The sequence below is a fragment of the Streptomyces luteogriseus genome (genome assembly GCF_014205055.1).
Classification (GTDB): Bacteria; Actinomycetota; Actinomycetes; order Streptomycetales; family Streptomycetaceae; genus Streptomyces; species Streptomyces luteogriseus.
The window spans coordinates 7,183,141-7,208,041 of sequence record NZ_JACHMS010000001.1 but is presented as its reverse complement, the minus strand read 5'-3'; the positions used below and the strand labels follow the sequence as shown (position 1 = coordinate 7,208,041).

Below are 24,901 nucleotides of genomic sequence, written 5' to 3'. Positions count from 1 at the left end.
CCGCGCACTGCCTCCCATCCGGACTTTAACCGTCGGTCCAGGAATTTCACCTGGTCAACCGGCCGCTGGAGGCGACCGGGTCGCGGACTGTAACCGCCGGTTCGGACTTTCACCGACCCCGGAGTGCGCTGCTACTGATACAGGGCCAGTGTGCCACGCCTTGTCGATGTTCAAAGAGGCGGAGTATGTGGGCTGCCTCACAGACCGTGTCGCATCCCTTCCCGAGCGCGACCGGTCGCCCAACCCCCGCGTGGCCCCGGCCTCTTGAGGGCCGGGCATTGGTACGCACCTATTGACGACGTGGTCTAGTCCTTTCTAGGGTCATCGCCAGGGTCGGCTCAACCCCACTGACCGGCCCGGCGGCGGTGACGACGGCCCTTGCCCGCCGTCGGGCCTTCCCACGCCGGGCCCCCGCCCGGGCTCCCGACACCGGACGGGCCGCCCTCTGGCAGGGTGAGTCGTATGACCACGACCACCGCCGAGGAGTTCGAAGTCCACCGGCCCAGGCTGTTCTCGCTCGCCTATCGGCTGCTGGGCTCCGCCGAGGAGGCCGAGGACGCGGTCCAGGACGCCTACCTGCGTTACAGCGGCGCCGACCGGGCGGGGATCGAGCACCCGGCGGCCTGGCTGGCCAAGGTCGTCACCAACCTCTGCCTGAACCGGCTCACCTCCGCGCGGGCCCGGCGCGAGCGGTACGTCGGGACCTGGCTGCCCGAGCCCGTGGTCACCTCGGACGGAACGCTCGGCCCACTGGAGTCCGCGGAGCAGCGGGACGCCGTATCGATGGCGATGCTGGTGCTGCTGGAGCGGCTGACGCCGACCGAACGGGCCGTGTACGTGCTGCGGGAGGCGTTCGGCTACGGACACCGGGAGATCGCCGGGGTGCTGGACCTGAGCGAGGCCAACTGCCGTCAGCTGTACCGGCGTGCCGTGCTGCGGGTGGGCGAACCGCAGGCCCGGTTCGAGCCCGCTTCCGAGCGGCAGGAAGAGCTGGTCACGTCGTTCATCACGGCGGCCCGCGACGGGGACCTGGCCGGGTTGGAGAAGCTGCTCGCGGCCGACGCGACCTGGTGGAGCGACGGTGGCGGCAAGGTCACCGCGGCGCGGTGGCCCATCAAGGGCGGGGCCGGCATCGCCCGCTTCCTGGCGGGCGGCGGGCCGAAGTTCGCGCGGGGCCTGGACTTCGTGCCGACCGAGGTCAACGGGGCGCCGGGGCTGGCCAGCTGGGCGGGCGACACGCTCGTCGGACTGTCGGTGGTCGAGGTACGCGACGGGCTGGTCACGGGTGTGCGGGCCGTGGTCAACCCGGAGAAGCTGGCGTTCGCACGGCGTCAGCTCACCCGGCCGTAGGACCGCAGGGCGCGCCTGTCACATTCGGCGGGGGGTGTTCGGTCTCAGTTGGCGAGGGGCGCTCCACCCGGGAGCGCCCGGCGTCCGAAGGGGCTGAACAGCATGACCACGATCCTGGTGACCGGCGGCACCGGAACGCTGGGGCGGCTCGTCGCCGCGCGGTTGCGCGCGGACGGGCACGAAGTGCGGGTGCTCAGCCGGCACAGTCAGCCGTACGCGGTGGATCTGCGGGCCGGCGGAGCCGCGCTGGACGCGGCCGTCGCCGGTGTGGACACGATCGTGCACTGCGCGTCGGCGCAGAAGGGGGACGAGCAGGCGGCTCGGAACCTGATCATTGCGGCGCGCGGTGCGGGCGTGCGTCATCTGGTCTACGTGTCGATCGTGGGTGTCGACGAGGTGCCGTTCCCGTACTACCGGAGCAAGCTCGCGGTGGAGAGCCTGGTCGAGGAGTCGGGGATCGGCTGGACCGTACTGCGGGCGACGCAGTTCCACGATCTGCTGATCATGATGTTCCAGGGACTGTCGAAGCTGCCCGTGATGTTCCTCCCGGCGGGCGTGCGGGACCAGCCGGTGGAGGTGGCCGAGGTCGCGGACCGGCTGGTCGAGCTGGCGGCGGCCGCGCCGGCGGGACGGGTCGAGGACATGGGCGGGCCGGAGGTACGGCCGCTGGAGTCCCTGGCCCGTGCGTATCTGAAGGCGTCGGGCCGTCGGCGAGCGGTGGTGAACGTGTCGCTGTGGGGGGCGGCGTACCGGGGCTTCCGGAGCGGGGGCCATCTTGCGCCGCGACGGGCGGTGGGCAAGGGGTCGTTCGAAGAGCACTTGGAGAGACGGTTCGGGGGCGGCCGGATCCAGGCGGGGAGCGGGCGGTCCGGGGTCTGAGGGAGGAGGACGGAGGGGGACGGATCCGGGCCTGACGGCCTACCAGCCCGGCGAGTGCTGGGGTGGGGGCTCTCCGGGCGTGAACAGTTCCTCCTGGGCGCGGTCCCGGGCCGTCAGCAGTGCGCCGCGCAGGACGGCGCCGCCGCCAAGGGACGTCGCCCGTACCTCCGTGGGCAGGGGTGTCATCCGGGCGATGCGGTCCCGCACCCGTGACGCGAGCTCCTCGCCACCGGCCTGACCGACCTCACCGCCGAGCACCACGCACCCGGGATCCAGGATCGCCACGACGGAGGCGACCCCGACGGCGAGACGATCGGCGAGGGCGTCCAGAAAGCGGGCGGCGGGGGCCGGGGCGGGGCGTGGGGGTGCCTCGGCCCCGGGGGTGCCGGATTCGGCCCCGGGCACGGGCGCGCCCCCTCCCGGCAGCAGCGGCGCCGGACTCTCGGGTGTTCGCGCGCCCCGTCCCGGCGTCAGCGTGGAGCTCCCGGTTCCGCTCGCCCCCACCGCGGCGACGGCCGCCCGCACCACCCCCACCGCGGGCGTCTGCTCCCCCGGCGTCGCCGGAATGCCGCACTCGGCCGCGAGGGACACGACTGCCGCCGAGGAGGCCAGCGAATGGAAGCCGCCCTCGCAGTCCGTCGAGGTCGGCAGCGCGGTCGTGCCCGGGACGGGAAGGAAGCCGATCTCGCCGGTGCCGCCGGAGGCGCCGCGGCGCAGCGCGCCGTCGAGGACCACGGCCGCGCCCGTTCCGTGGCCCAGCCACAGCAGGACGAAGGTGTCCCGGTCCCGGGCCACCCCGTCGCGTTGTTCGGCCAGGGCCGCGAGGTTGGTCTCGTTCTCGACACTGACCCCGGCGTCCGGAAGCCGCTCCTGAAGGGTGGCGACGAGCCGTCGGTGCCACTCCGGAAGCCCGGTGGAGTCGCGGAGTTCACCGCTGGACGGGTCGACCAGGCCGGGCGCCCCGATCCCCACCGTGTGCAGGCGTTCGGCGCCGGCCTCCTTCACCACGCGCTCGACCAGCATGACCGCCTGTTCCAGGGCGGGCCCCGTCCCCGCGTCACCGGCGATGGGCACCGACGCCTCGGCCAGCACCCGCCCCACCAGGTCCGCGACGGCCACGGCGACGCCCTCGGTGCGGACGTCGAGGGCGGCCAGGTGCGCCCGGCCGGCGACGATGCCGTAGACCTTCGCGTTGGGGCCGCGCCGCCGCTCCCCCGCTTCGCCGACGACCTCGATGAGCCCGGCGGCTCCGAGGCGTTCGACGAGGTCGGCGACGGTCGGCCGGGACAGGCCGGTCAGCTGCTTCAACTGCCCTGCCGTCAACGGGCCTTCCTGCTGGAGCAGACGCAGGGCGAGCCGGTCGTTGATGGCCCGGGCGGTGCTCGGGGATGCGGGCATGCCGGGGATCCTTCCAGATCGGCGGGCCGTCGACCGGGGCCCGCCGGGAGACCCTCTTATTATCAGGCAGGGTTCCTGATAGTTTACGCGCGCACCGGATGTGAGTACGGCAGAGACCCGGAGGGGGACCGCAGAATGGGCAAGGTGGTCGACGAACAGCGCGAGGTGAAGCGGTCCCGGTACGCCGTGGCCGCCGTCTTCGCCGTGCACGGCGCCGTGACCGGCTCGTTCGCGACCCGCGTGCCGTGGATCCAGGACCACGCGGGCGTGAGCGCGGGCCAGTTGGGCATCGCGCTCGCCTTCCCCGCTCTCGGCGCGTCCGTGGCGATGCCGCTCGCCGGCAGCATCAGCCACCGCTTCGGCGCCCGCAACGCGCTGCGCGGACTGATCTCCCTGTGGACGCTGTCCCTGGTCCTGCCGTCACTCGCCCCGAACCTCCTGACGCTCTGCCTGGCCCTGTTCACGTACGGCGCGACGGCCGGCATGGCGGACGTGGCGATGAACGCCCTGGGTGTCGAGGTCGAGAACCGCCTGGGCCGGTCGATCATGTCCGGGCTGCACGGCATGTGGAGCGCGGGTGCCCTGGTCGGCTCGGCGGCCGGCACGCTCGCCGCGCACCTCGGCTCGGACGCCCGGCTGCACCACGTGCTGGCCGCCGCGGTCCTCACCGTCGTCGGCGTGCTGTCCTGCCAGTGGGTGCTGGACCTGCAGCCGGCCGAGGACGAGGAGCCGCCGCCGCGCTTCGCCCTGCCGCCCCGCTCGGCGCTGCTCATCGGCGCGATCGGGTTCTGCGCGGTGTTCGCGGAGGGCGCGAGTCTGGACTGGTCGGCGGTCTATCTGCGCGAGCAGCTGGAGACCTCGGCCGGACTCGCGGCGGCGTGCACGACGGGCTTCACGCTCACCATGGCCGTCGCCCGGCTCGCCGGTGACCGGATCGTGGACCGCTTCGGCGCGGTGCGGACCGTGCGGGCCAGCGGTGTGTTCGCCGTCCTCGGCGGGCTGCTCATCGTCGTCGCGGACCATCCGGCGGTGGCCATGAGCGGGTTCGCTCTGATGGGCCTGGGCATCGCCGTCGTCGTGCCACTGTGCTTCGCCGCGGCCGGCCGCAGCGGCTCCAACCCGAGCCTGGCCATCGCCGGTGTCGCGACCATCACCTACACCTCGGGCCTCATCGCACCGAGCGCGATCGGCATGCTGGCGCAGGCGACCAGCCTGATGGTGTCGTTCTGCCTGGTGACGGCGCTGTCCTGCGGCCTGGTGGCGTTCGCGGGGGTGCTGCGGCCCGGCGAGCGGACGAGGGTCGGCCGAACGGACGCGGCGGTCGCCGACCCGCGGCCCTGAGGACACCCGCCCCGGTCACCAGCACGGTGAGCGCGCCCGGACAATGGTCCGGACACTCGCACGCACGACGAAAGCGAAACCGCACCATGGATCTCGGCGTCCGCTGGAAACTGCACGGAGACGGACGCACCCCGGCGCCCGGCGCGGTGGTCCGGCCCGACGAGCGGCTCTCCTGGCCCCGTACCGCCGGACTCGGCGCCCAGCACGTCGTGGCGATGTTCGGGGCGTCCTTCGTCGCACCGGTCCTGATGGGCCTGGACCCGAACCTCGCGATCATGATGTCGGGCATCGCGACCGTCGTGTTCCTGCTCGCCACCCGCGGCAGCGTGCCCAGCTACCTGGGCTGCTCGCTCTCCTTCGTGGGCGTGGCGGCGGTGATCCGGGCGCAGGGCGGCAGCAGCGCGACCGTCACCGGAGCGGTGTTCGTCGTCGGGGGCGCGCTGTTCCTGGTGGGGCTCGCCGTGCGGCGGTTCGGGGCACGGATCATCCACGCCGCGATGCCGCCGATCGTGACCGGTGCCGTGGTGATGCTGATCGGCTTCAACCTGGCCCCTGTGACGGCCTCGACGTACTGGCCGCAGGACCAGTGGACGGCCCTGCTGGTGATGCTGTTCACCGGTCTCGCGGTGGTCTGCCTGCGGGGCTTCTGGTCCCGGATCGCGATCTTCCTCGGGCTGGTCTTCGGATACGGCATCTCCTGGGTGTTCGACCTGGTCTTCGGCAAGATCCACTCCGTGGACGCGAGCGGCAGGCTGACCGACCACTGGCGGCTCGACCTCTCCGGTGTCGGCAAGGCCGACTGGATCGGGCTGCCGACCCTGCACGCCCCGTCCTTCGAGTGGTCCGCGATCCTGGTCGCCCTGCCGGTCGTCATCGCGCTGGTCGCGGAGAACGCCGGCCACGTCAAGGCGGTCGGCGAGATGACCGGTGACTCGCTGGACGACAAGCTCGGCACGGCCATCGCGGCCGACGGCGTCGGCTCGATGCTGTCCACCGCGGTCGGCGGCCCGCCCAACACCACGTACTCCGAGAACATCGGCGTGATGGCCGCGACCCGTGTGTACTCGACGGCCGCCTACTGGGCCGCCGCCTGCTTCGCCCTGCTGTTCGGCGTCTGCCCGAAGTTCGGCGCGGTCGTGGCCGCGATCCCGGGCGGGGTGCTCGGCGGCATCACGGTCATCCTGTACGGCATGATCGGCCTGCTGGGCGCGCAGATCTGGATCAACGCCAAGGTGGATCTGCGCAATCCGCTGAACCTGGTCCCGGCCGCGGCGGGCATCATCATCGGCGTCGGCAACGTCTCCCTGGAGTTCTCCGACACCTTCTCGCTGAGCGGCATCGCGCTCGGCACGGTGGTCGTCATCACCGGCTACCACGCCCTGCGGGCCTTCGCCCCGGCCCACTTGAAGACACAGGCGCCGCTGCTGGACGAGGGCACCTCCTCCTACGACGCCGGGCCGGACCACGCCAAGTCGTAGGCGTACGACGCCGTGAACGTCCCCGGCCTGCCCTTGCAGCCGTCCGACTCCCCCGGCAGCTTCACCCACAGGTAGGCGTCGATCCGGGACTCGCCGGTGCTCAGGGTCGGGGTCCGGCCGAGCCTGCGGCCCGAGGGGTCGCACCACTCACCGTCGGGCGGGGCGCCGTTGCCGTTGCGGCTGGTGTCGATGACCGCGCCGAGGCTCGCCGGGCCGCCGAGCGCGTCGAGGACCCGCCGGTCGTAGGAGATCTCGTCGGCGGTGGTGTGGAAGTTGGAGACGTTGCTGAAGATGCCGTCGGAGGACTCGGGCGAGGCGGCACCCGCCTGCCTGAGCCACGTCGCCTGTTGGGCCGGCGCGTTCCAGCCCGAGTGTCCGGCGTCGAAGTAGACCCGGGCCCGGGGGTTGGCTGCCTTCAGGACGCGGCCGGCCCGGGCCAGCGAGGCGAAGCGGTCCGCGCGGTCACCGGCGGAGAGGCACTCGGTCTGGGCGACCGAGTCCGGCTCCAGTACGACGATGACCTCGCCCGAGCCCAGCCCGGCCGCGAACCGGTCGATCCAGGCGTCGTAGGCGTCCAGGTCGGGCGCCCCGCCCTGGGAGTGGCCGCCGCAGTCCCGGCCGGGGATCGCGTACGGCACGACGACGGGCACCCGGCCGAGCGCGGCCCCGCCCGAGGTCACGGCGGCGACCCGGGCGGTGACGGTGGCCGGCGAGTGGTCGGCGAACCAGACGGCCGCGGGCTGCTCGGCGATACGGGACGCGATGACCGCGTGCCGGGGGTCGCCGGAGTGGGAGCGGACCCAGGCGAGCACCTGGGAGTCGGGGTGGCGGTAGAGCCGTCCGGCCACGGTGCCGGTGTGCTCCCGTTTCGTCCCGGTCCCCGACGGTGCGGGGCTCGGCGTCCGGCGCTCGGACGGGGACGGCGAGCGCGAGGCGGACTCGGAGGTGGCCGGCGGCGACGGCACGGCCGGCAGGGGCGCGAGGCGGGGCGACGCCGACACCCCGGGAGGCGCGGCCTCGTCCGGGGCCCGCCTGCCGTCGAACGCGGCGAGGACGCCCGCGACCGCTCCGGCCGCCACGACGAGCGAGGCCGCCGCGACCATCGCGCCGCGCCGGGCGGCTCGCCTGCGCCCGGCCCTGCGGGCGGCCAGGCGCCGGGCACGCGAGCCTGACACAGTGCTGCTCCCCCTCCCCCTGCGGCGGGCGGTGTTCCCCCGTTTCGGGGAAGCGCCGGGCCCGCCGGTACTCCCGCCAGCCTAGAGCTGCGACTCTGCCCGCATGCCGCGATGCGAACAACTCCCCCCAGCCGTGGACACTCCGGTCGACGCAGTCGTCTCCCGTATGCGCGCCCTCGACGCGGCGCTGCACCCGCGGGACGGGGTGGCGGTCTTCAACCGCGTCTACCTCGCGGTGACGGAGGCGGTGGACCGGTGGGTCGACACCGGACGGTTCGCGGACGCCCACGCCGCGATCACGCTGGACGTACGGTTCGCGCAGCGGTACCTGGCGGCGGTCGCGGAGGAGCGGCGCCCGCCCGCCTGCTGGCGCCCGCTGTTCCAGTTCCGCCGCCATCCCGGGGTACGGCCGTTGCAGTTCGCGCTGGCGGGCATCAACGCGCACATCGGGCACGATCTCGCGCTGGCCGTCGTGGACACCTGCCGTACGCTCGGCTGCGCTCCCGTCGATCTGGAGGACGAGTTCGACATGGTGGGCGATCTCCTCCTCTCGCTGGAGGAGCGCATCCGCGACGATCTGATGCCGGGCCCCGACCTGTTCCGGATCGCGGACCCGCTGACCCATCTGCTCGGCTCCTGGAGCCTGGAGCGTGCCCGGGACGCCGCGTGGACGGCGGCCCGGGCACTGTGGGCCCTGCGTGAACTCCCCGACGTCGCCGGGGAGTTCACGGAACGCCTGGACACGGCGGTGGGCTTCGCGGGGCGGATGCTGCTCACGCCCCTGACCGAACCGCCACTGCGGCGCTAGTCCTCCGGCAGCTCGACGGGCGCGATCTCGTCGTAGACGTCGCCGGGGCCCGGGTTGGTCGCGTCGGTCGTGCCGCCCAGATGGTGCATGACGCCCCAGACCGCGTTGAGGGCGGTCTGGATCGCGCCCTCGGCCCAGCCGGCCGTCCAGGAGATGTCGTCGCCCGCGAGGAAGATGCCGCGCTTGTCCTCGGGCAGCCGGTCCTGCATGAAGTGCGTGAACAGGCGCCGCTGGTAGCGGTAGTGGCCGGGCAGGTTCGCCTTGAACGCGCCCATGAAGTAGGGCTCGTTCTCCCAGGAGACGGTCACCGGGTTGCCGATGATGTGCTTGCGGATGTCGACCTTGGGATAGATCTCGCCGAGCGACTTCAGCATGACCTCCATCCGCTCGTTCGCGGACAGCGGCAGCCACTTCAGGCTGTCGTCGCACCAGGTGTAGGAGAGGCAGATGACGGCGGGCTTGTCCGGGCCGTCGTCGAGCAGATAAGTGCCGCGCGTCATACGGTCGGTGAGTGTCATCGACATGACGTCCCGGCCGGTCTCCTCGTCCTTGTCGAGCCAGAAAGGCCGGTCGACCGGCACGAAGAGCTTGGAGCTCTCCATGTAGTGCGTGCGCTCGATCGCCGTCCAGTGGTCGATCGGGAAGAGCGAGTCGTCACAGGCGATCTTCGACAGCAGCATCCAGGACTGCGCGGTGAAGATCGCCGCCCGGAAGGTGCGGATGTCGCCGTCCGCGTCGGTCACCGTGATGCGGTTGCCGGCGGTGCGGTGCAGCCGGGTCACGGCCGGGCGGGGCTCCCCGCCCTCGTGCAGGCTCGCGAGCGAGGTCCCCAGGGCCCAGTGGACGATCTTCTGCGGCTCACGCTCCCACAGGCGCAGCGGCAGCTGCTGGGAGCCGCCGACGATGCCGCGGTGGTGGTCGTCGGCCTCGGTGTAGACGACGCGCAGGATCTCCAGGATGGAGTTCGGGAAGTCGGTGTCCCAGCCGCCCGTGCCGAAGCCGACCTGGCCGAAGATCTCGCGGTGCCGGAAGGACTTGAACGCCTCGGAGTCGCAGAGGAAGCCGTAGAAGGTCTGGTTGTCGAGCTTCTCGACGAGCCGGGACCAGATCTCGCGGATACGCTGCACGTCCCGCTCGCGCAGGGCGCGGTTCATGTCGGAGAAGTCGGCGCCCTCCTCCAGGCAGCGGTTCCACGCCTCGGCGACGTCCCGGTAGACCTGGGGCAGGTCGCCGACCGTCTCGGCGTAGTGCGACTCGCCCTTGAGGTCGACGACGGTCGACGGGGTCGCCTCGGAGAGGGGGTTGGGGAACGGCCGCGTCTGCAGGCCGACGAGGTCGATGTAGTGCTGGAGGGCCGTGGAGGACGGCGGGAAGCGCATCGCGCCCATCTCGGCGGTGAGGGACTCGTCGCACCCGTCGAAGCCCACCGTCCGCAGCCGGCCGCCGATCTGGTCGGCCTCGTACACGACTGGCTTCAGGCCCATCTTCATCAGCTCGTACGCGGCGACGATGCCGGACAGGCCGCCGCCGATGACCGCGACCTCCGTGCCGTGCTCCGTCGCGGGTATCTGCCCGAGGCCCGCCGGGTGGGCGAGGAAGTCGTCGTAGGCGTACGGGAAGTCCGGGCCGAACATGGTGATCGGCGGCTGCTGCGCGTCAGCGTGCTCGACGGCGTTGGGCACGGTGGACGTCATGGGGTACGGACTCCTTGCACGGGTACGAACGGGCGGTTCGGATTCAGGGGGTCAGACGAGCGGGGCGTACAGGCCGGGCCGCCGGTCCCGCAGATACGGGTTGTTCTCGCGCGACGCGGCGAGGAAGGCCGGGTCGGCGTCGGCGAGCACGAGTTCCTCACCGCGGCCGGCCCGGGTCCGGGCGACCCCGTCGGGACCGGCGAGCGTGGACAGCCCCACGAACTCGAACTCGCCCTCCCGGCCGACCCGGTTGACGTACGCGACGTACATCTGGTTCTCGAAGGCGCGCACCGGGATCATCGACTCGGCGACGAACTGGAACGGGTGCATCTGCGCGGTCGGGACGATCAGCAGGTCGGTGCCGGCCAGGGCATGGGCGCGGACGTTCTCCGGGAACTCCACGTCGTAGCAGATCAGGATGCCGACCCGGAGGCCGTCGATCTCGGCCTGGACGACCGGCAGGTCGCCCGGTGTGAAGTGGTCGCGCTCGAAGCAGCCGAAGAGGTGCGTCTTGCGGTGGTTGGCGAGCCGGATGCCGTCGGCGGAGATCAGCTGGGCGGAGTTGAACACGGCGTCGCCGTCCCGCTCGGGGTAGCCGTAGGCGATCGCCAGGCCGTGGCTCGTGGCGATCTCGGCGACGGCGTCCGCGCAGTCGCCGTCGGCGAGCTCGGCGAGGCGGCCGATGTCGTCGCCGATCGCGTATCCCGTCAGGAACAGCTCGGACGTGACGAGCAGCCCGGCGCCCGCGGCGGCGGCCCGGCCCGCGGCCTCGTCGAGGACCTTGAGGTTCTCGACGGTCGAGCCGGGGCGGCCGGAGCTCTGGAGCAGGGCGGTGCGCATGCGTGTTCCTCACCGGGCGGAAGGGTGGTTGGAAGGGCCACGTAGACGGTACGGGCGGCCGACCAGGGCGGACAAGAAGGAGCCGTTGCGCGCCGGTGAACGGTTCGTTGCGTGCGCGCCGGGCCGAGCGGCGATTCGTTGCGCGCCTCGGGTCGGAGTCCCGCTCCTCCTCGGAGCGCAGCCGCCCGTGGCCTCCCCCGCCGTACGGCGGAGGCGGGGTCCCGCCCCGGGCCCGATGTTCCCGGCGCACCGGGCCGGAAGAGTAAGAGCTGTCCACACGACCTGCGGAAGGACCCGAAATGAAGCGCCGTACGAAGATCGTCGTGCTCGGCTCCGCGCTCCTGCTCACGGCCGGGGTGGCCTCGGCCGCGACCGCGTCGGAAACGCCCCGGCAGCGGACGACCGCGTCGGACGCACCCCGGCAAGCGACGGCGGCGGACTCGCCCCGGCAGCGGGAGGCCGCAGCCCTCACCGGCACCGCCGAGCTGTACCGCTCGGCCGGGGACGACATCACGTTCTCGTTCGACGCGCACCTGGCCGCCGAGGACAAGGCCGACCCGTCGAAGGCCACCGGCACCTTCGAGTTCAGCCACTACCTGAACGGTGAGGGCGCCCGGGCCGAGGTGAAGGTCGACTGCCTGCTCACCGGGGGCAAGGTCGCCGTGGTCTCCGGCGTCGTCACCGATTCCGACCTGCCGGGCGCCGAGGGCAAGCGGGTCGGCGTCACCGTCCACGACCTCGGCCGCCATGACCGGCTCGGATACAGCTGGGCCTCCACGGGCAGCCCCGCCGAGACGAAGGAGCTGCCCAAGTGCGTGAGTTCCGCCCCCTTCGAGAAGGTCGCGAAGGGGACCGGCGACTTCACGGTCCTGCCGTGGCAGCCCGCGCTCTAGCCAGCGCCAGGGCCGTCACCAGGTAGGGGATCGCCAGGACCGCGAAGACGGTGCTGTGCGCCATGCCGGTCCCGAGCAGCGCGTACACGCCGAACGTGGCGACCGTCGCCAGCTCGGTGCCCAGACTCGCCACCGAGGTGAGCGTGGCCCGGCGGGACTCGTCGATGCGGTGCTGGAGACGGACGTCGGCGAGCACCTCGGCCAGCTGGAACCCGGCGAAGGCGAGGCTCACCAGGACGACACCGGCCAGGGAGCGGGCCATGGCTCCCACCGCCAGGGCGAGGGCGGCGCCCGCGAGCAGCACCGCGAGCCCGCTCGTGCCGAGGCGTTCGGCCGGTCCGGTCAGGAGGCTGCCGAGGGTGACGCCCGCCCAGATCAGCATGACGAGGTAGGGCACCGTGGCGTCGGCGACGCCGAGGTCGCGGATCAGCAGCGGGGTGTACTCGTCGAGCGCGCCCCACACCGCGGCGACGGCCGGGATCAGCAGCAGGGCGCCGCGCACCGCACGGTTCCCGCGGGCCTCGGCGAGTCCGGTGCGCAGGGTCGTCGCCCAGGTGTCGCCGGTGCTCTCCGGCCGTACCCGGTGCTCCGGGAACCGGGTCGCGGTGAGGGCGGTCAGCACACAGGCCAGGATGCTCGCGACACCGACCGCCTCGTAGCCGCCCCGGGCGACAACGGGCCCCGCGAGGCCGGTGGCGGCCACGGTGCCCAGCAGGCGTGCCGCCCGGGCCCGGCCCATGACCCGCGCGTACCGGTCGGCGGCATCGAGCCGGTCCAGCTCGTCGTAGACCAGTGCCTCCAGCGCGCCGGAGCCGAGCGCCCCGCCCGCGCCCCACAGGACGAAGCCGGCTGCGAAGGCGCCGTACGACGGGACGGCCACCCACAGCGCGAAGCCGGCGGCGGTCAGCAGCGGGCCGGTCCACAGCAGCCTGCGCCGCGACCTGGCGTCGGCCCACGCGCCGGAGGGCACTTCCAGCACCACCGAGGTGATCGACCACAGGGCGAACAGGGAGGAGATCTGCCAGAGCGACATGCCGGTGTCGGCGAACAGCAGCGCGTACACCGGGTAGAGCAGGACGAAGTCGTCGAGGAACGCGTAGCCGTACAGCGTGCGCGTCAGGCGGCGGACACCGGTGGCGGGCACGCGGGCGGGTGAGAGTGTCATGGGGCCTTCCCGGAAGGACGGATCGGACGCCGGGGGTACGGCGGCCGAGGCGGTCCTCGGGAGGCACGGCTGGTGGATCAATGTCGCCAGGTCATGACACCAGGCTAGGGGTGTGGCCCGGTGGGGGCCACGGAGTTACGTGGGCGAACCCGACGAGAAGCGCCGCAGCAGCGGCGAGAGCACGAGCACGGACTTGGTCCGCTCGACGAACGGCTCCCCGGCGATCCGCTCCAGGACCCGTTCGAAGTGGCGCATGTCGGAGGCGAAGACCTGGACGAGCGCGTCCGCGTCCCCGGTGACGGTGGACGCGGCCACGACCTCCTGGTAGCGCTCCAGGCCCCGCTGGATGGTCTCCGGGGAGGTGTTCCCGCGGCAGTAGATCTCGACGAACCCCTCGGTCTCCCAGCCGAGGGCGCCCGGGTCCACCCGTACGGTGAAGCCGGTGATGGCTCCGGTGGCCCGCAGCCGGTCCACGCGCCGTTTCACGGCGGGTGCGGACAGGCCGACGAGTTGGCCGATGTCGGCGTAGGAGCGGCGGGCATCCTCGGCGAGGGCGTGCACGATGCGTTCGTCGAGATCGTTCAGCACAGTGGGTTGATCACTTCTCGGATGGTGCGAGTCGGGAACGGCGGTAGCCGTACCCGAAGTAGAACACGAGACCGGCGGCCATCCAGACACCGAAGACCACCCAGGTCACGGTGGACAGGCTGCCCATCATCCAGACGCAGAAGGCGAAGCCCAGCGCGGGCAGGACGGGCGAGAGCGGCACCCGGAAGGTGCGGGGCATGTCCGGCTTGGTCCGGCGCAGCACCACGACGGCCACGTTGACGAGGGCGAAGGCGAACAGGGTGCCGATGCTCGTGGCGTCGGCGAGCTGGCCGAGCGGGATCGCGGCGGCCAGGACTCCGCAGAACAGGGAGACGATCAGGGTGTTGGCGCGCGGGGCGCCGGTCTTCGGGTGGACCCTGGCGAACACCTTGGGCACGAGCCCGTCGCGGGACATGGCGAACAGGATGCGGGTCTGGCCGTACAGCACGGTCAGCACCACGCTGGCGATGGCGATGACGGCGCAGAACGCCAGCAGCGTGCCCCAGAAGGTCTGCCCGGTGACCTCGCGCATGATCTGGGCGAGGGCGGCCTCGGAGTCGGTGAAGCCCTTCCAGGGCTTGGCGCCGACCGCGACGGCCGCGACGAGGACGTACAGCGCGGTGACGATGACCAGCGACAGCATGATCGCGCGGGGCAGGTCGCGCTGGGCGTTCTTGGCCTCCTCGCCTGCGGTGGAGGCGGCGTCGAAGCCGATGTAGGAGAAGAACAGCGTGGCGCCGGCCGCGCTGACGCCGGCCATGCCCAGCGGCATGAAGTTCTCGTAGTTGCCGGAGCGGAAGCCCTGGACGCCGATGGCGCAGAACATCACCAGCGCGGCGATCTTCACGACGACCATGACGGTGTTGGCGCGGGCGGACTCGCGGGCGCCGCCCAGCAGGAACGCCATCGCGAGCAGGACGACGATGAGTGCCGGCAGGTTGAACACGCCGCCGTCGCCGGGCGGGGCGGAGAGGGCGGCGGGGATGGTGACGCCGATGGTCCCGTCGAGCAGCTCGTTGAGGTACTCGCCCCAGCCGACCGCGACGGCGGCGACCGAGACGCCGTACTCCAGGACCAGGCACCAGCCGCATATCCAGGCGATCAGCTCACCCATCGTTGCGTACGCATACGAGTAGGAGGAGCCGGCGACCGGGATGGTGCCGGCCAGTTCGGCGTAGGACAGGGCCGAGAACAGGGCGGTGAGGCCGGCGATGACGAAGGAGAGCGTGACGGCCGGTCCCGCCTTGGGGACGGCCTCGCCGAGGACGACGAAGATGCCGGTGCCGAGGGTGGCACCGATGCTGATCATGGTGAGCTGCCACAGCCCGAGGGTGCGGCGCAGCGAGCCTCCCTCGCCCTGCCCACCTTCCGCGACCAGGCGTTCCACGGGCTTGCGGCGCATGAGGCGCGCGCCGATGCCGGGGGACGCGGGGGCGGCTGTCTGGCCTGGATTCTGCGGGGGTGCGCCTTGGTCGAGCACGCGCTGGCTCCTTATCGCTGCCGGTCAGGGCGGCAGGGACCGCGGGCACCCAGGAGACAGGGACCCACCGAGCGGAGTCCCCGCCACGCCACGTACGAGGCGACAGCCTATGAGCAACGGCGTTGCTGTCGAAATGCAGCAACCTTGCGCGTACCTGCAAGATCATTGCGTTCGCCGGGGATGGGCGGGTGTTCGTTGCGGAACGGCTGTCGAGTGTTGCATCGGCACCTTCCGGAGGGCCCCGACGACGCAACGGAACGGCCCCCGTTCGTCCCGCGGGGCGGGTCGACGGGGGCCGTTCGACGGGGCGTCGGGGCCGTCAGCTCCAGCTGGCGTGCAGGGGCTTGCCCTCCGCGTAACCGGCGGCGCTCTGGATGCCGACGATGGCCTTCTCCGCGAACTCCTCCAGGGAGCCCGCACCGGCGTAGGTGCAGGAGGAGCGGACGCCCGCGATGATCGAGTCGATCAGGTCCTCGACGCCCGGGCGAGCCGGGTCGAGGAACATGCGGGAGGTGGAGATGCCTTCCTCGAACAGCGCCTTGCGGGCGCGGTCGTACGCGGACTCCTCCGAGGTGCGGTTGCGCACGGCCCGGGCGGACGCCATGCCGAAGGACTCCTTGTAGGCACGGCCCTGGGCGTCGTGCTGGAGGTCGCCCGGGGACTCGTAGGTGCCCGCGAACCAGGAACCGACCATCACATTGGAGGCGCCGGCCGCGAGGGCCATGGCCACGTCGCGCGGGTGGCGGACACCGCCGTCGGCCCACACGTGCTTGCCGTACTTCTTCGCCTCGGCGGCGCATTCCAGGACGGCGGAGAACTGCGGGCGGCCGACGCCGGTCATCATGCGCGTGGTGCACATGGCGCCGGGGCCGACACCCACCTTGACGATGTCCGCGCCGGCCTCGATCAGATCGCGCACACCCGCGGCGGCGACCACGTTGCCCGCGACGATCGGCACCCGCGGGTCGAGGTCGCGTACCAGCTTCAGGGCGCTGATCATCGACTCCTGGTGGCCGTGGGCCGTGTCGATGACGAGCGCGTCGACGCCCGCGTCCAGCAGCTCCTGCGCCTTGCCCGCGACGTCGCCGTTGATGCCGACGGCGGCGGCGATGCGCAACCGTCCCCGCGCGTCGGTGGCCGGTTGGTAGAGCGTGGCGCGCAGGGCACCCTTGCGGGTCAGGATGCCGGCGAGCGTGCCGTCCTGGTTGACCGCGGGGGCGTAGCGGCGGTTGGCGTGGTCGAGGGTGTTGAAGGCCTCGCCCGCGTCCTTGTCCGCGTCGATGAGCAGCAGGTCCCGGGACATGACCTCGGCGAGCTGCGTGAAGCGGTCGACGCCGGAGAGGTCGGAGTCGGTGACCACGCCGATGGGCTTGTGGTTCTCGTCGACGACGACGCCCGCGTTGTGCGCACGCTTGGGCAGCAGCCCCAGCGCGTCCGCGACGGTCTGGTGCGGGGACAGGATGATCGGGGTGTCCAGCACCAGGTGCCGGCTCTTCACCCAGGAGACGACGTCGGTCACCACGTCGTTCGGGATGTCCTGCGGTATCACCACGAGGCCGCCACGGCGGGCCACGGTCTCGGCCATGCGGCGTCCGGCGATGGCGGTCATGTTGGCGACGACGAGCGGGATGGTGGTGCCCGTGCCGTCCGGGGAGCTGAGGTCGACGGCCTGCCGCGAGCCCACCGAGGAGCGGCTCGGCACCATGAAGACGTCGTCGTACGTCAGGTCGTACCCGGGCTGGATGTCATTGAGGAAACGCACGTGCTGCACATCCCAGTCGATCAGAGGTGACCCCCGGGCCGGCCGGCCAGGGGGAAAGAGCACGTACTTCATTCTCCCATGCCACCCGCCCGAACCGCCCCCAGCGGATCATCCAGGCTGGTCAGGGGGCCTCTCGGAGGATTCTCCAAGGCCGAGGGTCACGAACAGCCCCGGGCCCCGGTCCGTCGCCTCAGCGAAGATCTCCTCGGCGACCTGCCACTCGTCGGGCCGTGTCTCGGCGTACTTCCGCCAGCCCCGGACGACGACCAGCAGCCCCCGCTCCCCGGCCTCCTCGGGCCAGAGGGCGGGGTCGGCGAGGCAGTCGGCGAGGGCGTCCCAGTTGCGGCCGAACCAGTCGGGCAGGGCCAGGTCACGGGCACAGCGGTCCATCAGGCCCGCCTTGTCCGTGACCCCGTCCAGGTCCAGGACGAGCACGATCCGGCCCGCCGGATCACCGGGCACCCCGCGCGACTCCCTGACCATCCGTCAGACTCCGTCCGGGTCGGACCTGTTGAGCGCGGACTTCGGTGCCGGGCCGGCCGTCATCAGGTAGTCCGCGGCCGAGGTGTCCGTCACCAGGCTGGTGACGAGCCCGGACCGCAGCACCGCGTCGATCGCGGGACCCTTGCGCTGCCCGCCCGCGATCGCCACGACCTCGGGGATCCGGCGGAGCTGGTCGGCCTTCACCGTGATGCACCGCTCGCCCAGGTCCCGGCCGACCCGGCGGCCGTCGGCGTCGAAGAGGTGCGCGGACATCTCGGCGGCGACACCGAGCGAGGCGTAGTGCGCGCGCTCCTCGTCGCTGAGCATGTCGTGCACCGTGGAGATGCCCGGCTCCCAGGAGCCGATGGAGACACAGGCGACGGTGACCTTGTCGAAGTGCTCGAAGGCCCGGGCGATCCCCGTCTGGTTGCGCAGCGCCGTGGCCGTGGCCGCGTCGGGCAGCAGCATCGGGGCGTAGATGGGATGGGCGTCTCCGCCGGACACCTGGGCGGCGCGGCGCACGGCCTCGACCGAGCCGCGTTCGGCGGTACCGGCGTCGTACACGCCCGTCAGCTGCACCACCGTGCACGGGGGCAGCCGGTCGAGCGCCGCCGCCATGTGGATGGTGGAGCGGCCCCAGGCCAGGCCCAGCACATCACCTTCGTCGACCAGTTCGCCGAGCAGGTCGGCGGCCACCTCTCCCAGGTTCTCGGGGTCGGGCGTCTCCTCGGCCTCGGCCGGAGACTCGACCACGACGGCGTGCCTGAGGCCGTAGCGGGCGCGGAGCGCGTCCGAGCGCTCGGCGTCCAGTTCGGCAGGGACACGGATCTCGATACGCACGAGATCCCTTTCGAGGGCGGTCTCCAGGACCCGGGCCACCTTGAAGCGGCTGACGCCGAACTCCTCCGCGATCTGGATCTTGGACTTGCCCTCGAGGTAGAAGCGGCGGGCCATGGCCGCCGCCTGCACCAGCTCAGCGGGTCCCATCCGCATGGCTGACCGGCCCGCCGACATACCCGACACGGCGATCTCCTCACTGCTGTTCACACTCTGGATTCGCCGTTCATCCTTGCAGATGTGGCGCGGTTGATCAGCCCTGATGAGAGCCGTTCACTTTGCTGTGGCTCAGTGGTCGCAGGCCCAGGAGGCCTTCGCCGTCGCCGCCTCGGCCTGCGTGCGTAGTGCACGTACCGCCTGGGCCGGGTCGTTTGCCCCGTAGACCGCCGATCCGGCCACGAAAACGTCGGCTCCGGCGTCCGCGCACCGCTCGATCGTCGAAGCGGAAACTCCGCCGTCGACCTGGAGCCAGAGTTCCAGTCCGTGCTTGCTGATCAACTCGCGGGTGCGGCGGATCTTCGGAAGCATGATGTCGAGGAAGGCCTGTCCCCCGAAGCCCGGTTCGACCGTCATGATCAGCAGCATGTCGAGCTCGGGGAGCAGGTCCTCGTACGGCTCGATGGGAGTCGCGGGCTTCAGCGCCATGGAGGCGCGGGCGCCCTTGGCACGGATCTCCCGGGCGAGCCGGACCGGAGCTGCGGCGGCCTCGACGTGAAAGGTGACCGAACCGGCCCCCGCTTCCACGTACTGGGGCGCCCACCGATCGGGGGCCTCGATCATCAGATGGCAGTCCAGCGGGGTGTCCGTCGCACGGGCCAGCGACTCTACGACCGGCACACCGAGCGTGAGGTTCGGGACGAAATGGTTGTCCATGACGTCGACGTGGAGCCAGTCGGCTCCTTCCACGGCCTTCGCCTCGTCCGCGAGGCGGGCGAAGTCTGCGGACAGGATGCTGGGGTTGATCTGCGCGGCCATGTCCTAAGACTGCCATGCCCTCCGGGGGTTGTGAGCATCGGACCCAGGTGGTCCGTCGGGCGCGGGACTCGGGTGGCTTGTCGCACAGTTCCCCGCGCCCTCTACCGGGCGTCTTCGTGGAGGGGACCGTCATGAAGCAGGGCGTCGCACATCTCGTCTGCGGACGGCGGGCCAAGTGGCTCGTACTGGTCTTCTGGGTGGTCGTGCTGTTCATCGCCGCGCCGTTCGCCATGAAGCTCACCGACGCGCAGGACAACGACGCCGCGTCGTGGCTGCCGGGGTCCGCGGAGTCGACGCAGGTGCTGCAGATCTCCGAGGACTTCCGGCCGGAGCAGATCCCGGCGGTGGTGATCTACGCGCGGGAGAGCGGCCTGACGGCGCAGGACCGGGCGGTGATCGCCGAGGACGTGCGGCAGCTGAAGCAGCTGAGCGACCACGGCATCATCGGGGAGCAGACGCGGGGGCCGGTGTTCGACCGGCAGGCCGATCCGCGAGCGGCCCAGGTCTTCGTGCCGATCATGATGGACGAGGAGGGCTGGGAGCGGATCTCACCTGCCGTGGACTCCATCCGGGACGACGTCGGCGCGGACATCGACGGGATGACCGTGCACATCACGGGCCCGGGCGGCACGTCCGCGGACTTCGCGGAGGCCTTCGAGGGCATCGACTCGACCCTGCTGCTCTCCGCGATGGCGGTCGTCGTCGTCATGCTGCTCATCACCTACCGCAGCCTGACGCTGTTGCTGGTCCCCCTGGTCGCGGTCGTCTGCGCGCTGTTCGCCGCCCAGGCGCTGATCTACCTGCTGGCCGAGCACGGGGGCCTGACGGTCAACGGCCAGAGTGCCGGCATCCTCACGGTGCTGGTCTTCGGGGCGGGGACGGACTACGCCCTGCTGCTGGTGGCCCGCTACCGGGAGGAACTGCGCCGGCACGAGGACCGGCACGAGGCGATGGCCCTGGCGCTGCACCGGGCCGGCCCGGCCGTGCTCGCCTCCGGCGCGACGGTCGTGCTGAGCATGCTGGTGCTGCTGGCCGCGGAGATGAACTCCACGAGCGGCCTGGGCCCGGTGGCCGCGATCGGCGTGGCCGTCGCCCTGGTGGCGATGATGAGCCTGTTCCCGGCCCTGCTGGTGATCTTCGGCCGATGGATCTTCTGGCCGGTGGTCCCGCACTACGGCAGTCCCGACCCGACCGAGCGCGGCATCTGGGCCCGCACGGGCCGTCGTATCGCGCACCGGCCGCGGATGGTCTGGGCCGCGACGGCGCTCGCGCTGGCGGTCTGCTCGCTGGGCCTGATCCAGTTGCGCGCGGAGGGCATCGGCAACGCGGACGCGTTCACCGGGAAACCGGACTCGATCACCGGGCAGGAGGTGTCGGCGCGCTACTTCCCGGCGGGGAGCGGCGACCCTCTGGTCATCGTCAGCAACCAGGCGCAGGCCGTGCAGGTGGGCCGCGCGGTCGCCGGGACGCAGGGCGTGGTCCCCCAGTCCCTCGGTCTGCCGCCCGGCACCAAACCGGCCTTCGAGGGCCAGGTCCTCTTCGAGGCCACCATGACCGCCCCGGCGGACAGCGAGGCCGCCAAACAGACGGTCGAGCGGGTGCGGGACGCCGTGCACGCGGTGCCGGACGCCGATGCCAAGGTCGGCGGCGGTACGGCGGCCCTGCTGGACATGGACAAGGCGACCACGCACGACAACATGCTGATCATCCCGCTGGTGCTGGTGGTCGTCCTGTTGATCCTCTGTGTGCTGCTGCGCGCCCTGATCGCCCCACTGCTGCTGATCGGCACGGTGATCCTGTCGTTCGCGGCGGCCCTCGGCATCAGCGCGCTCGCGTTCCGGTACATCTTCGACTACGCGGGCGAGGCGACCGACTTCCCGCTGTTCGTCTTCGTGTTCCTGGTAGCCCTGGGCATCGACTACAACATCTTCCTGACCACCCGCATCCGCGAGGAGGCGGCCCGCCAGGGCACCAGACCGGGCGTGGTCACGGGCCTCGCGGCCACCGGGGCGGTCATCACCTCCGCCGGCCTGGTCCTGGCCGGGACCTTCGCCGCCCTCGGCACCCTCCCGATGGTCGCCTTCGCCGAGATCGGCTTCACGGTCGCCCTCGGCGTCCTCATCGACACCTTCATCGTCCGCTCGGTCCTGGTGACGTCGCTGTTCCTGGACGTCGGGCCGAAGGTGTGGTGGCCGCACCGGCTGGCGCGCCACGACGGCGGGTCGCCCGACCGGACGGCCGTGGGAGCGGGGGTCAGCCGGTCCGACGAATGAGCGCCAGATACATCGCGTCGGTCCCGTGCAGATGCGGCCACAGCTGCACGTCGGGCCCGTCGCCCAGGTCCGGTACGCCGGGCAGCAGCGGCCGGGCGTCCACGAGTTCCGTGTCCGGGTGCTGCTTGAGCACGTCGGCGACGACGGCCCGGGTCTCGGCGAGGTGCGGCGAGCAGGTCGCGTAGCCCACGACACCGCCGACCCGCACGGACTCCAGCGCGGTGCGCAGCAGGCCGCGCTGCAGCGGCGCGAAGCCCTCCAGGTCCTGCGGACGGCGCCGCCAGCGCGCCTCGGGACGGCGGCGCAGGGCGCCGAGGCCCGTGCACGGCACGTCGACCAGCACCCGGTCGAAGCTGCCGGGACGCCACGCCGGACGCGTCCCGTCCGCGGCGATCACCTGGTAGGGCCCCGGGTTGCCGTCCAGCGCCTTCGCGACGAGGCCCGCGCGATGGGTCTGCTTCTCGGAGGCGACGAGCAGGGCCCCTCGCTGCGCGGCGAGCGCGCCGAGCAGCGCCGCCTTGCCGCCGGGCCCCGCGCACCCGTCCAGCCAGCGCCGGTCGGGTCCGTCCAGGGGCGCGTTGGCGAGGGCGATGGCGACGAGCTGGCTGCCCTCGTCCTGCACGCCCGCGCGCCCGTCCCGCACGGCCGCGATGGCGCCCGGCTCCCCGCCCTCGGTCAGCCGCACGGCATAGGGCGACCAGCGCCCCTGTACGGCGGCGTCCTCGTCGAGCAGTTCCTCCGGGGTGGCCCGCCCGGGCCGCGCCACCAGGGTCACCTCGGGCCGTTCGTTGTCGGCGCGCAGCAACTCCTCGACGCCGTCCCGTCCGCCGCCGAGGGAGTCCCACAGCGCCGACACGACCCACCGCGGGTGCGAGTGGACGACGGCGAGATGGTCCTCGGGATCGTCGTCGTAGGGCGGCGCGACCCGCTCCAGCCAGCCGTCGAGATCGTCCTGCGCGACCCTGCGCAGCACGGCGTTGACGAACTTGGCCCGCCCGTCGCCGAGCACGACCCGCGCCAGCTCGACGGTGGCGGACACGGCCGCGTGCGTCGGGATCCGTGTGCCGAGCAGCTGATGCGCGCCGAGGCTCAGCACGTCCAGCACCGGCGGGTCGACCTCTCGGAGCGGCCGGTCCACACATGACGCCAGGACCGCGTCGTACGTCCCCTGCCGCCGCAGCGTCCCGTACACCAGCTCGGTGGCCAGCGCCGCGTCCCGGGCGTCGAAGTCGTCTTTCTCGCGCGCCTTGCGCAACAGGGGCGGCAACACGAGGTTGGCGTAGGCGTCCCGCTCGTCCACGGCCCTCAGCGCCTCGAAGGCGAGGACGCGGACGGGGTCCTTCTTGGGCCGGCGGTAGGGCTTGCCTGACGTGCGGGCTCGACGGGGCTGTTCGCTCACGAAAAAGGTGCTCCGGGGGTGAGATGAAGTGCGCCGTCCAGCCTACGCCGCCGGGAGCAGGACGAAACCCGCGACGGCACGAGCGCGACCGGGAGCAGCGCAGAGGAGAGAAGAGCGGGGCAGGGCAGGGGGGCGGTGTCGGGCCGCGTCGTCGGCCCCGCCCGGCGTCAGCCGCCGAGCCGCTCGCCCTCGGCGATCCGCACCCCGCGCGCCCAGTCCGCCGCCCGCATCGGCTTCTTGCCCTGGGCCTGCACCCACAGCAGCTCGACGCCGTACGAGCCGGTGCCGACGTGGACGTTGTTCTTCCCGGCGGCGATCTGCCCCGGGGCGAGGTCCGTCCGGTCGGGCGCGGGGGCGACCTGGATGAGCTTGAGGCGCTCGCCCCGGAAGGTGGTCCAGGCGCCGGGGGCCGGGGTGCAGCCCCGCACCATCCGGTCGACGCGCAGCGCGGGCGCGCCGAAGTCGAGGTGCGCGTCCTCGACGTTGACCTTCGGGGCGAGGCTGATCCCGTCGGCCGGCTGCGGTACCGCCTTCAGCGTGCCGTCCTCGATCCCGTCCATCGTCGCCGCGAGCAGCCCGGCACCGGCGAACGCCAGCCGGGTCAGCAGGTCCCCGCTGGTGTCGGTGGCCCGGATCTCCTCGGTCACCGTCCCGTACACGGGCCCGGAGTCGAGCCCTTCCTCGATCAGGAACGTCGACGCACCGGTGATCTCGTCGCCGGCCATGATGGCGTGCTGCACGGGCGCGGCACCGCGCCAGGCCGGCAGCAGGGAGAAGTGCAGATTGACCCAGCCCTGCGCGGGGATGTCGAGGGCGACCCGGGGCAGCAGCGCTCCGTAGGCGACGACGGGGCAGCAGTCCGGCCCGATCTCCCGCAGCCGCTCCAGGAACTCGGGGTCCTTCGGCTTCGCGGGCTTCAGCACCTCGATCCCGGCCTCCTCCGCCCGCTCGGCGACGGGCGACGCGACGAGCCTGCGTCCGCGCCCGGCCGGCGCGTCGGGCCGCGTGACGACGGCGGCCACCTCGTGCCGCCCGGAGGCGAGCAGAGCGTCCAGAGCGGGAACGGCGACCTCGGGTGTACCGGCGAAGACGAGCTTCATGGGGTGGTGGGGGCCTCTCGGGGCGGGAATCGGACGGGCAGCGCCCAAGTCTATGAGCCCGGGACGGGAGGCCGCCGACGGCGCTCAGCACCCACAGGAGGGCTCGGCCTCGTGATCGGCTGCTACGGGCGCTGCGCGGGCGGAAGAACAAGCGGCGAAGGCCGAAGGCCGAGGCGCACAGCCCGCGCAAACGGGGCGCACGCATATGCCCCCACGCCCCCACACCGTGACCCGCGGAGCGAATCCGCGTTGGTCAAGACAGAGTTGACCACAACGGGCCGCGATCGCGGCCCATTCCTTTCAACGCCGGTTCGAGAGGCTTGTTCATGGCCGACCACGCAACCCACGACGCCCAGGCTCGGGCCAGCCTGCACTTGCTGGTGCGCGACATCGAGCGGGTCCGCCGGCAGGTGGACGCACTGCGCACGCTCACCGCCCAGCTGGGGAACGTCTACCGCCCGCGCCGCTCCGGCCCGTCCACGGGCTTCGTCGTCTACGGACGCGCCCCCGCCCCGACGGTACGCCTCGCCCAGGAGCTGCGGGACAGTGTCGAGACCCTGGTCACGGCGGCCGTGGACTTCGACCGCTCACTCGGCTTCTCGTGGGACGCGGTGGGCTCCGCCCTCGGAGTCACCAAGCAGGCGGTCCACCGCCGTTACGGCGCCCGCCGTGCGGCGGCACAGTCGGCCGTGGCGGAGCCGGAGCGCACACCGGAGCCGACGCCGACGGGCGGCCGCTCGGTCAATGTGACCACCGGCCTCCCCACGGTTCCGACGGTGCCCGCGGCACGCTCCATGCCCACACAGCCGACGGCCGGCAGCCCCGCACTGCGCGACGAAGCAAGGCCGACGGCCTTCCCGGGCCCGCGCAACGGCTGACGCACCCTCTCTCTGCCCTCCCGGAACGCTCCGGGAGGGCAGCCGCGTCTCCAGGCGGCACGCGCACCCAGCGGATCAGCCGCCTCGGTGGGCGCCGGCGCCGCC

The 24,901-nt window shown here is 72.3% G+C and carries 21 protein-coding genes and 1 riboswitch; of the genes, 8 read left to right on the top strand and 13 right to left on the bottom strand.

The genetic code is table 11. The features are described 5' to 3' along the window. A riboswitch (FMN riboswitch) is annotated at window positions 1–131 on the bottom strand. 331 nt (window positions 132–462) lie between these two features. Beyond that, window positions 463–1,350 carry an RNA polymerase sigma-70 factor gene (locus BJ965_RS32180; RefSeq protein ID WP_184913628.1) on the top strand — a complete coding sequence of 296 codons (888 nt, stop codon included), beginning with the start codon at window positions 463–465 and terminating at the stop codon, window positions 1,348–1,350. Window positions 1,351–1,452: 102 nt separating this feature from the next. Continuing rightward, window positions 1,453–2,229 (top strand): SDR family oxidoreductase, encoded by a 777-nt coding sequence (locus BJ965_RS32175; RefSeq protein ID WP_184913626.1) that lies wholly within the window; start codon window positions 1,453–1,455, stop codon window positions 2,227–2,229. A 39-nt stretch (window positions 2,230–2,268) separates the two neighbouring features. On the opposite strand, the gene BJ965_RS32170 is transcribed toward BJ965_RS32175, so the two are convergent. Beyond that, entirely contained in the window at window positions 2,269–3,627 is a 1,359-nt protein-coding gene (locus tag BJ965_RS32170; protein ID WP_184913624.1) for an ROK family transcriptional regulator, read from the bottom strand. A 135-nt stretch (window positions 3,628–3,762) separates the two neighbouring features. Between BJ965_RS32170 and BJ965_RS32165 the strand changes: the two genes are divergently transcribed. Together BJ965_RS32165 and BJ965_RS32160 are read left to right on the top strand one after the other, a co-directional pair. Continuing rightward, window positions 3,763–4,968: an MFS transporter gene (locus BJ965_RS32165; protein ID WP_184913622.1), complete on the top strand. Its 1,206-nt coding sequence runs from the start codon at window positions 3,763–3,765 to the stop codon at window positions 4,966–4,968. A gap of 86 nt (window positions 4,969–5,054) precedes the next feature. Next, a complete protein-coding gene (locus tag BJ965_RS32160; RefSeq protein ID WP_184913620.1) occupies window positions 5,055–6,446 on the top strand; it encodes a uracil-xanthine permease family protein in 1,392 nt (463 codons plus the stop codon). Here BJ965_RS32160 and BJ965_RS32155 read toward each other — a convergent pair. Continuing rightward, on the bottom strand, window positions 6,413–7,549 hold the full coding sequence (locus tag BJ965_RS32155) for a glycoside hydrolase family 6 protein (RefSeq protein ID WP_184917739.1): 1,137 nt from the start codon (window positions 7,547–7,549) through the stop codon (window positions 6,413–6,415). The two genes, BJ965_RS32160 and BJ965_RS32155, sit on opposite strands and share 34 nt — an antisense overlap. Before the next feature lie 175 nt (window positions 7,550–7,724). Here BJ965_RS32155 and BJ965_RS32150 point away from each other — a divergent pair, with 175 nt between their 5' ends. Continuing rightward, on the top strand, window positions 7,725–8,429 hold the full coding sequence (locus tag BJ965_RS32150; RefSeq protein WP_184913618.1) for a DUF5995 family protein: 705 nt from the start codon (window positions 7,725–7,727) through the stop codon (window positions 8,427–8,429). On the opposite strand, the gene BJ965_RS32145 is transcribed toward BJ965_RS32150, so the two are convergent. Together BJ965_RS32145 and BJ965_RS32140 are read right to left on the bottom strand one after the other, a co-directional pair. Then, a complete protein-coding gene (locus BJ965_RS32145) occupies window positions 8,426–10,123 on the bottom strand; it encodes a flavin monoamine oxidase family protein (protein WP_184913616.1) in 1,698 nt (565 codons plus the stop codon). The two genes, BJ965_RS32150 and BJ965_RS32145, sit on opposite strands and share 4 nt — an antisense overlap. A 51-nt stretch (window positions 10,124–10,174) precedes the next feature. Next, entirely contained in the window at window positions 10,175–10,963 is a 789-nt protein-coding gene (locus tag BJ965_RS32140; protein WP_184913613.1) for a carbon-nitrogen hydrolase family protein, read from the bottom strand. A gap of 299 nt (window positions 10,964–11,262) precedes the next feature. Between BJ965_RS32140 and BJ965_RS32135 the strand changes: the two genes are divergently transcribed. Next, complete coding sequence (locus BJ965_RS32135) at window positions 11,263–11,856, top strand: Repetin (RefSeq protein ID WP_184913612.1); 594 nt, start codon at window positions 11,263–11,265, stop codon at window positions 11,854–11,856. Here BJ965_RS32135 and BJ965_RS32130 read toward each other — a convergent pair. The 7 genes from BJ965_RS32130 to rpe form a co-directional block, all read right to left on the bottom strand. Continuing rightward, window positions 11,825–13,021: an MFS transporter gene (locus BJ965_RS32130; RefSeq protein WP_184913610.1), complete on the bottom strand. Its 1,197-nt coding sequence runs from the start codon at window positions 13,019–13,021 to the stop codon at window positions 11,825–11,827. The two genes, BJ965_RS32135 and BJ965_RS32130, sit on opposite strands and share 32 nt — an antisense overlap. A 135-nt stretch (window positions 13,022–13,156) precedes the next feature. Further along, entirely contained in the window at window positions 13,157–13,609 is a 453-nt protein-coding gene (locus tag BJ965_RS32125; protein ID WP_030843219.1) for an Lrp/AsnC family transcriptional regulator, read from the bottom strand. Between the two features lie 10 nt (window positions 13,610–13,619). Then, window positions 13,620–15,089 (bottom strand): amino acid permease, encoded by a 1,470-nt coding sequence (locus tag BJ965_RS32120; protein ID WP_030843216.1) that lies wholly within the window; start codon window positions 15,087–15,089, stop codon window positions 13,620–13,622. Window positions 15,090–15,408: 319 nt separating this feature from the next. Next, on the bottom strand, window positions 15,409–16,851 hold the full coding sequence (locus BJ965_RS32115) for a GuaB1 family IMP dehydrogenase-related protein (RefSeq protein ID WP_184913608.1): 1,443 nt from the start codon (window positions 16,849–16,851) through the stop codon (window positions 15,409–15,411). 108 nt (window positions 16,852–16,959) lie between these two features. Then, window positions 16,960–17,334, bottom strand: a complete 375-nt coding sequence (locus BJ965_RS32110) for a barstar family protein (protein ID WP_221513268.1) — start codon at window positions 17,332–17,334, stop codon at window positions 16,960–16,962. A 3-nt stretch (window positions 17,335–17,337) separates the two neighbouring features. Then, entirely contained in the window at window positions 17,338–18,381 is a 1,044-nt protein-coding gene (locus BJ965_RS32105) for a sugar-binding transcriptional regulator (protein ID WP_184913606.1), read from the bottom strand. 78 nt (window positions 18,382–18,459) lie between these two features. Continuing rightward, window positions 18,460–19,146 (bottom strand): ribulose-phosphate 3-epimerase, encoded by a 687-nt coding sequence (gene rpe, locus BJ965_RS32100; protein WP_030843203.1) that lies wholly within the window; start codon window positions 19,144–19,146, stop codon window positions 18,460–18,462. 131 nt (window positions 19,147–19,277) lie between these two features. Between rpe and BJ965_RS32095 the strand changes: the two genes are divergently transcribed. After that, a complete protein-coding gene (locus BJ965_RS32095) occupies window positions 19,278–21,419 on the top strand; it encodes an MMPL family transporter (protein ID WP_184913604.1) in 2,142 nt (713 codons plus the stop codon). Here the strand turns inward: BJ965_RS32095 and BJ965_RS32090 are convergent. Then, window positions 21,400–22,818 (bottom strand): RsmB/NOP family class I SAM-dependent RNA methyltransferase, encoded by a 1,419-nt coding sequence (locus tag BJ965_RS32090; protein WP_184913602.1) that lies wholly within the window; start codon window positions 22,816–22,818, stop codon window positions 21,400–21,402. The two genes, BJ965_RS32095 and BJ965_RS32090, sit on opposite strands and share 20 nt — an antisense overlap. Before the next feature lie 167 nt (window positions 22,819–22,985). Beyond that, window positions 22,986–23,918 (bottom strand): methionyl-tRNA formyltransferase, encoded by a 933-nt coding sequence (fmt, locus tag BJ965_RS32085; protein ID WP_184913600.1) that lies wholly within the window; start codon window positions 23,916–23,918, stop codon window positions 22,986–22,988. Window positions 23,919–24,244: 326 nt separating this feature from the next. Here fmt and BJ965_RS32080 point away from each other — a divergent pair, with 326 nt between their 5' ends. Next, window positions 24,245–24,796: a hypothetical protein gene (locus tag BJ965_RS32080; protein WP_184913598.1), complete on the top strand. Its 552-nt coding sequence runs from the start codon at window positions 24,245–24,247 to the stop codon at window positions 24,794–24,796. Window positions 24,797–24,901: the final 105 nt, after the last annotated feature.

Bases quoted from the DNA above. Each gene is read 5' to 3' on its own strand.
- BJ965_RS32180 (WP_184913628.1), top strand. From the start codon at position 463: ATGACCACGACCACCGCCGAGGAGTTCGAAGTCCACCGGCCCAGGCTG.
- BJ965_RS32175 (WP_184913626.1), top strand. From the start codon at position 1,453: ATGACCACGATCCTGGTGACCGGCGGCACCGGAACGCTGGGGCGGCTC.
- BJ965_RS32170 (WP_184913624.1), bottom strand. From the start codon at position 3,627: ATGCCCGCATCCCCGAGCACCGCCCGGGCCATCAACGACCGGCTCGCC.
- BJ965_RS32165 (WP_184913622.1), top strand. From the start codon at position 3,763: ATGGGCAAGGTGGTCGACGAACAGCGCGAGGTGAAGCGGTCCCGGTAC.
- BJ965_RS32160 (WP_184913620.1), top strand. From the start codon at position 5,055: ATGGATCTCGGCGTCCGCTGGAAACTGCACGGAGACGGACGCACCCCG.
- BJ965_RS32155 (WP_184917739.1), bottom strand. From the start codon at position 7,549: ATGGTCGCGGCGGCCTCGCTCGTCGTGGCGGCCGGAGCGGTCGCGGGC.
- BJ965_RS32150 (WP_184913618.1), top strand. From the start codon at position 7,725: ATGCCGCGATGCGAACAACTCCCCCCAGCCGTGGACACTCCGGTCGAC.
- BJ965_RS32145 (WP_184913616.1), bottom strand. From the start codon at position 10,123: ATGACGTCCACCGTGCCCAACGCCGTCGAGCACGCTGACGCGCAGCAG.
- BJ965_RS32140 (WP_184913613.1), bottom strand. From the start codon at position 10,963: ATGCGCACCGCCCTGCTCCAGAGCTCCGGCCGCCCCGGCTCGACCGTC.
- BJ965_RS32135 (WP_184913612.1), top strand. From the start codon at position 11,263: ATGAAGCGCCGTACGAAGATCGTCGTGCTCGGCTCCGCGCTCCTGCTC.
- BJ965_RS32130 (WP_184913610.1), bottom strand. From the start codon at position 13,021: ATGACACTCTCACCCGCCCGCGTGCCCGCCACCGGTGTCCGCCGCCTG.
- BJ965_RS32110 (WP_221513268.1), bottom strand. From the start codon at position 17,334: ATGGTCAGGGAGTCGCGCGGGGTGCCCGGTGATCCGGCGGGCCGGATC.
- rpe (WP_030843203.1), bottom strand. From the start codon at position 19,146: ATGGCCGCGCAGATCAACCCCAGCATCCTGTCCGCAGACTTCGCCCGC.
- BJ965_RS32095 (WP_184913604.1), top strand. From the start codon at position 19,278: ATGAAGCAGGGCGTCGCACATCTCGTCTGCGGACGGCGGGCCAAGTGG.
- fmt (WP_184913600.1), bottom strand. From the start codon at position 23,918: ATGAAGCTCGTCTTCGCCGGTACACCCGAGGTCGCCGTTCCCGCTCTG.
- BJ965_RS32080 (WP_184913598.1), top strand. From the start codon at position 24,245: ATGGCCGACCACGCAACCCACGACGCCCAGGCTCGGGCCAGCCTGCAC.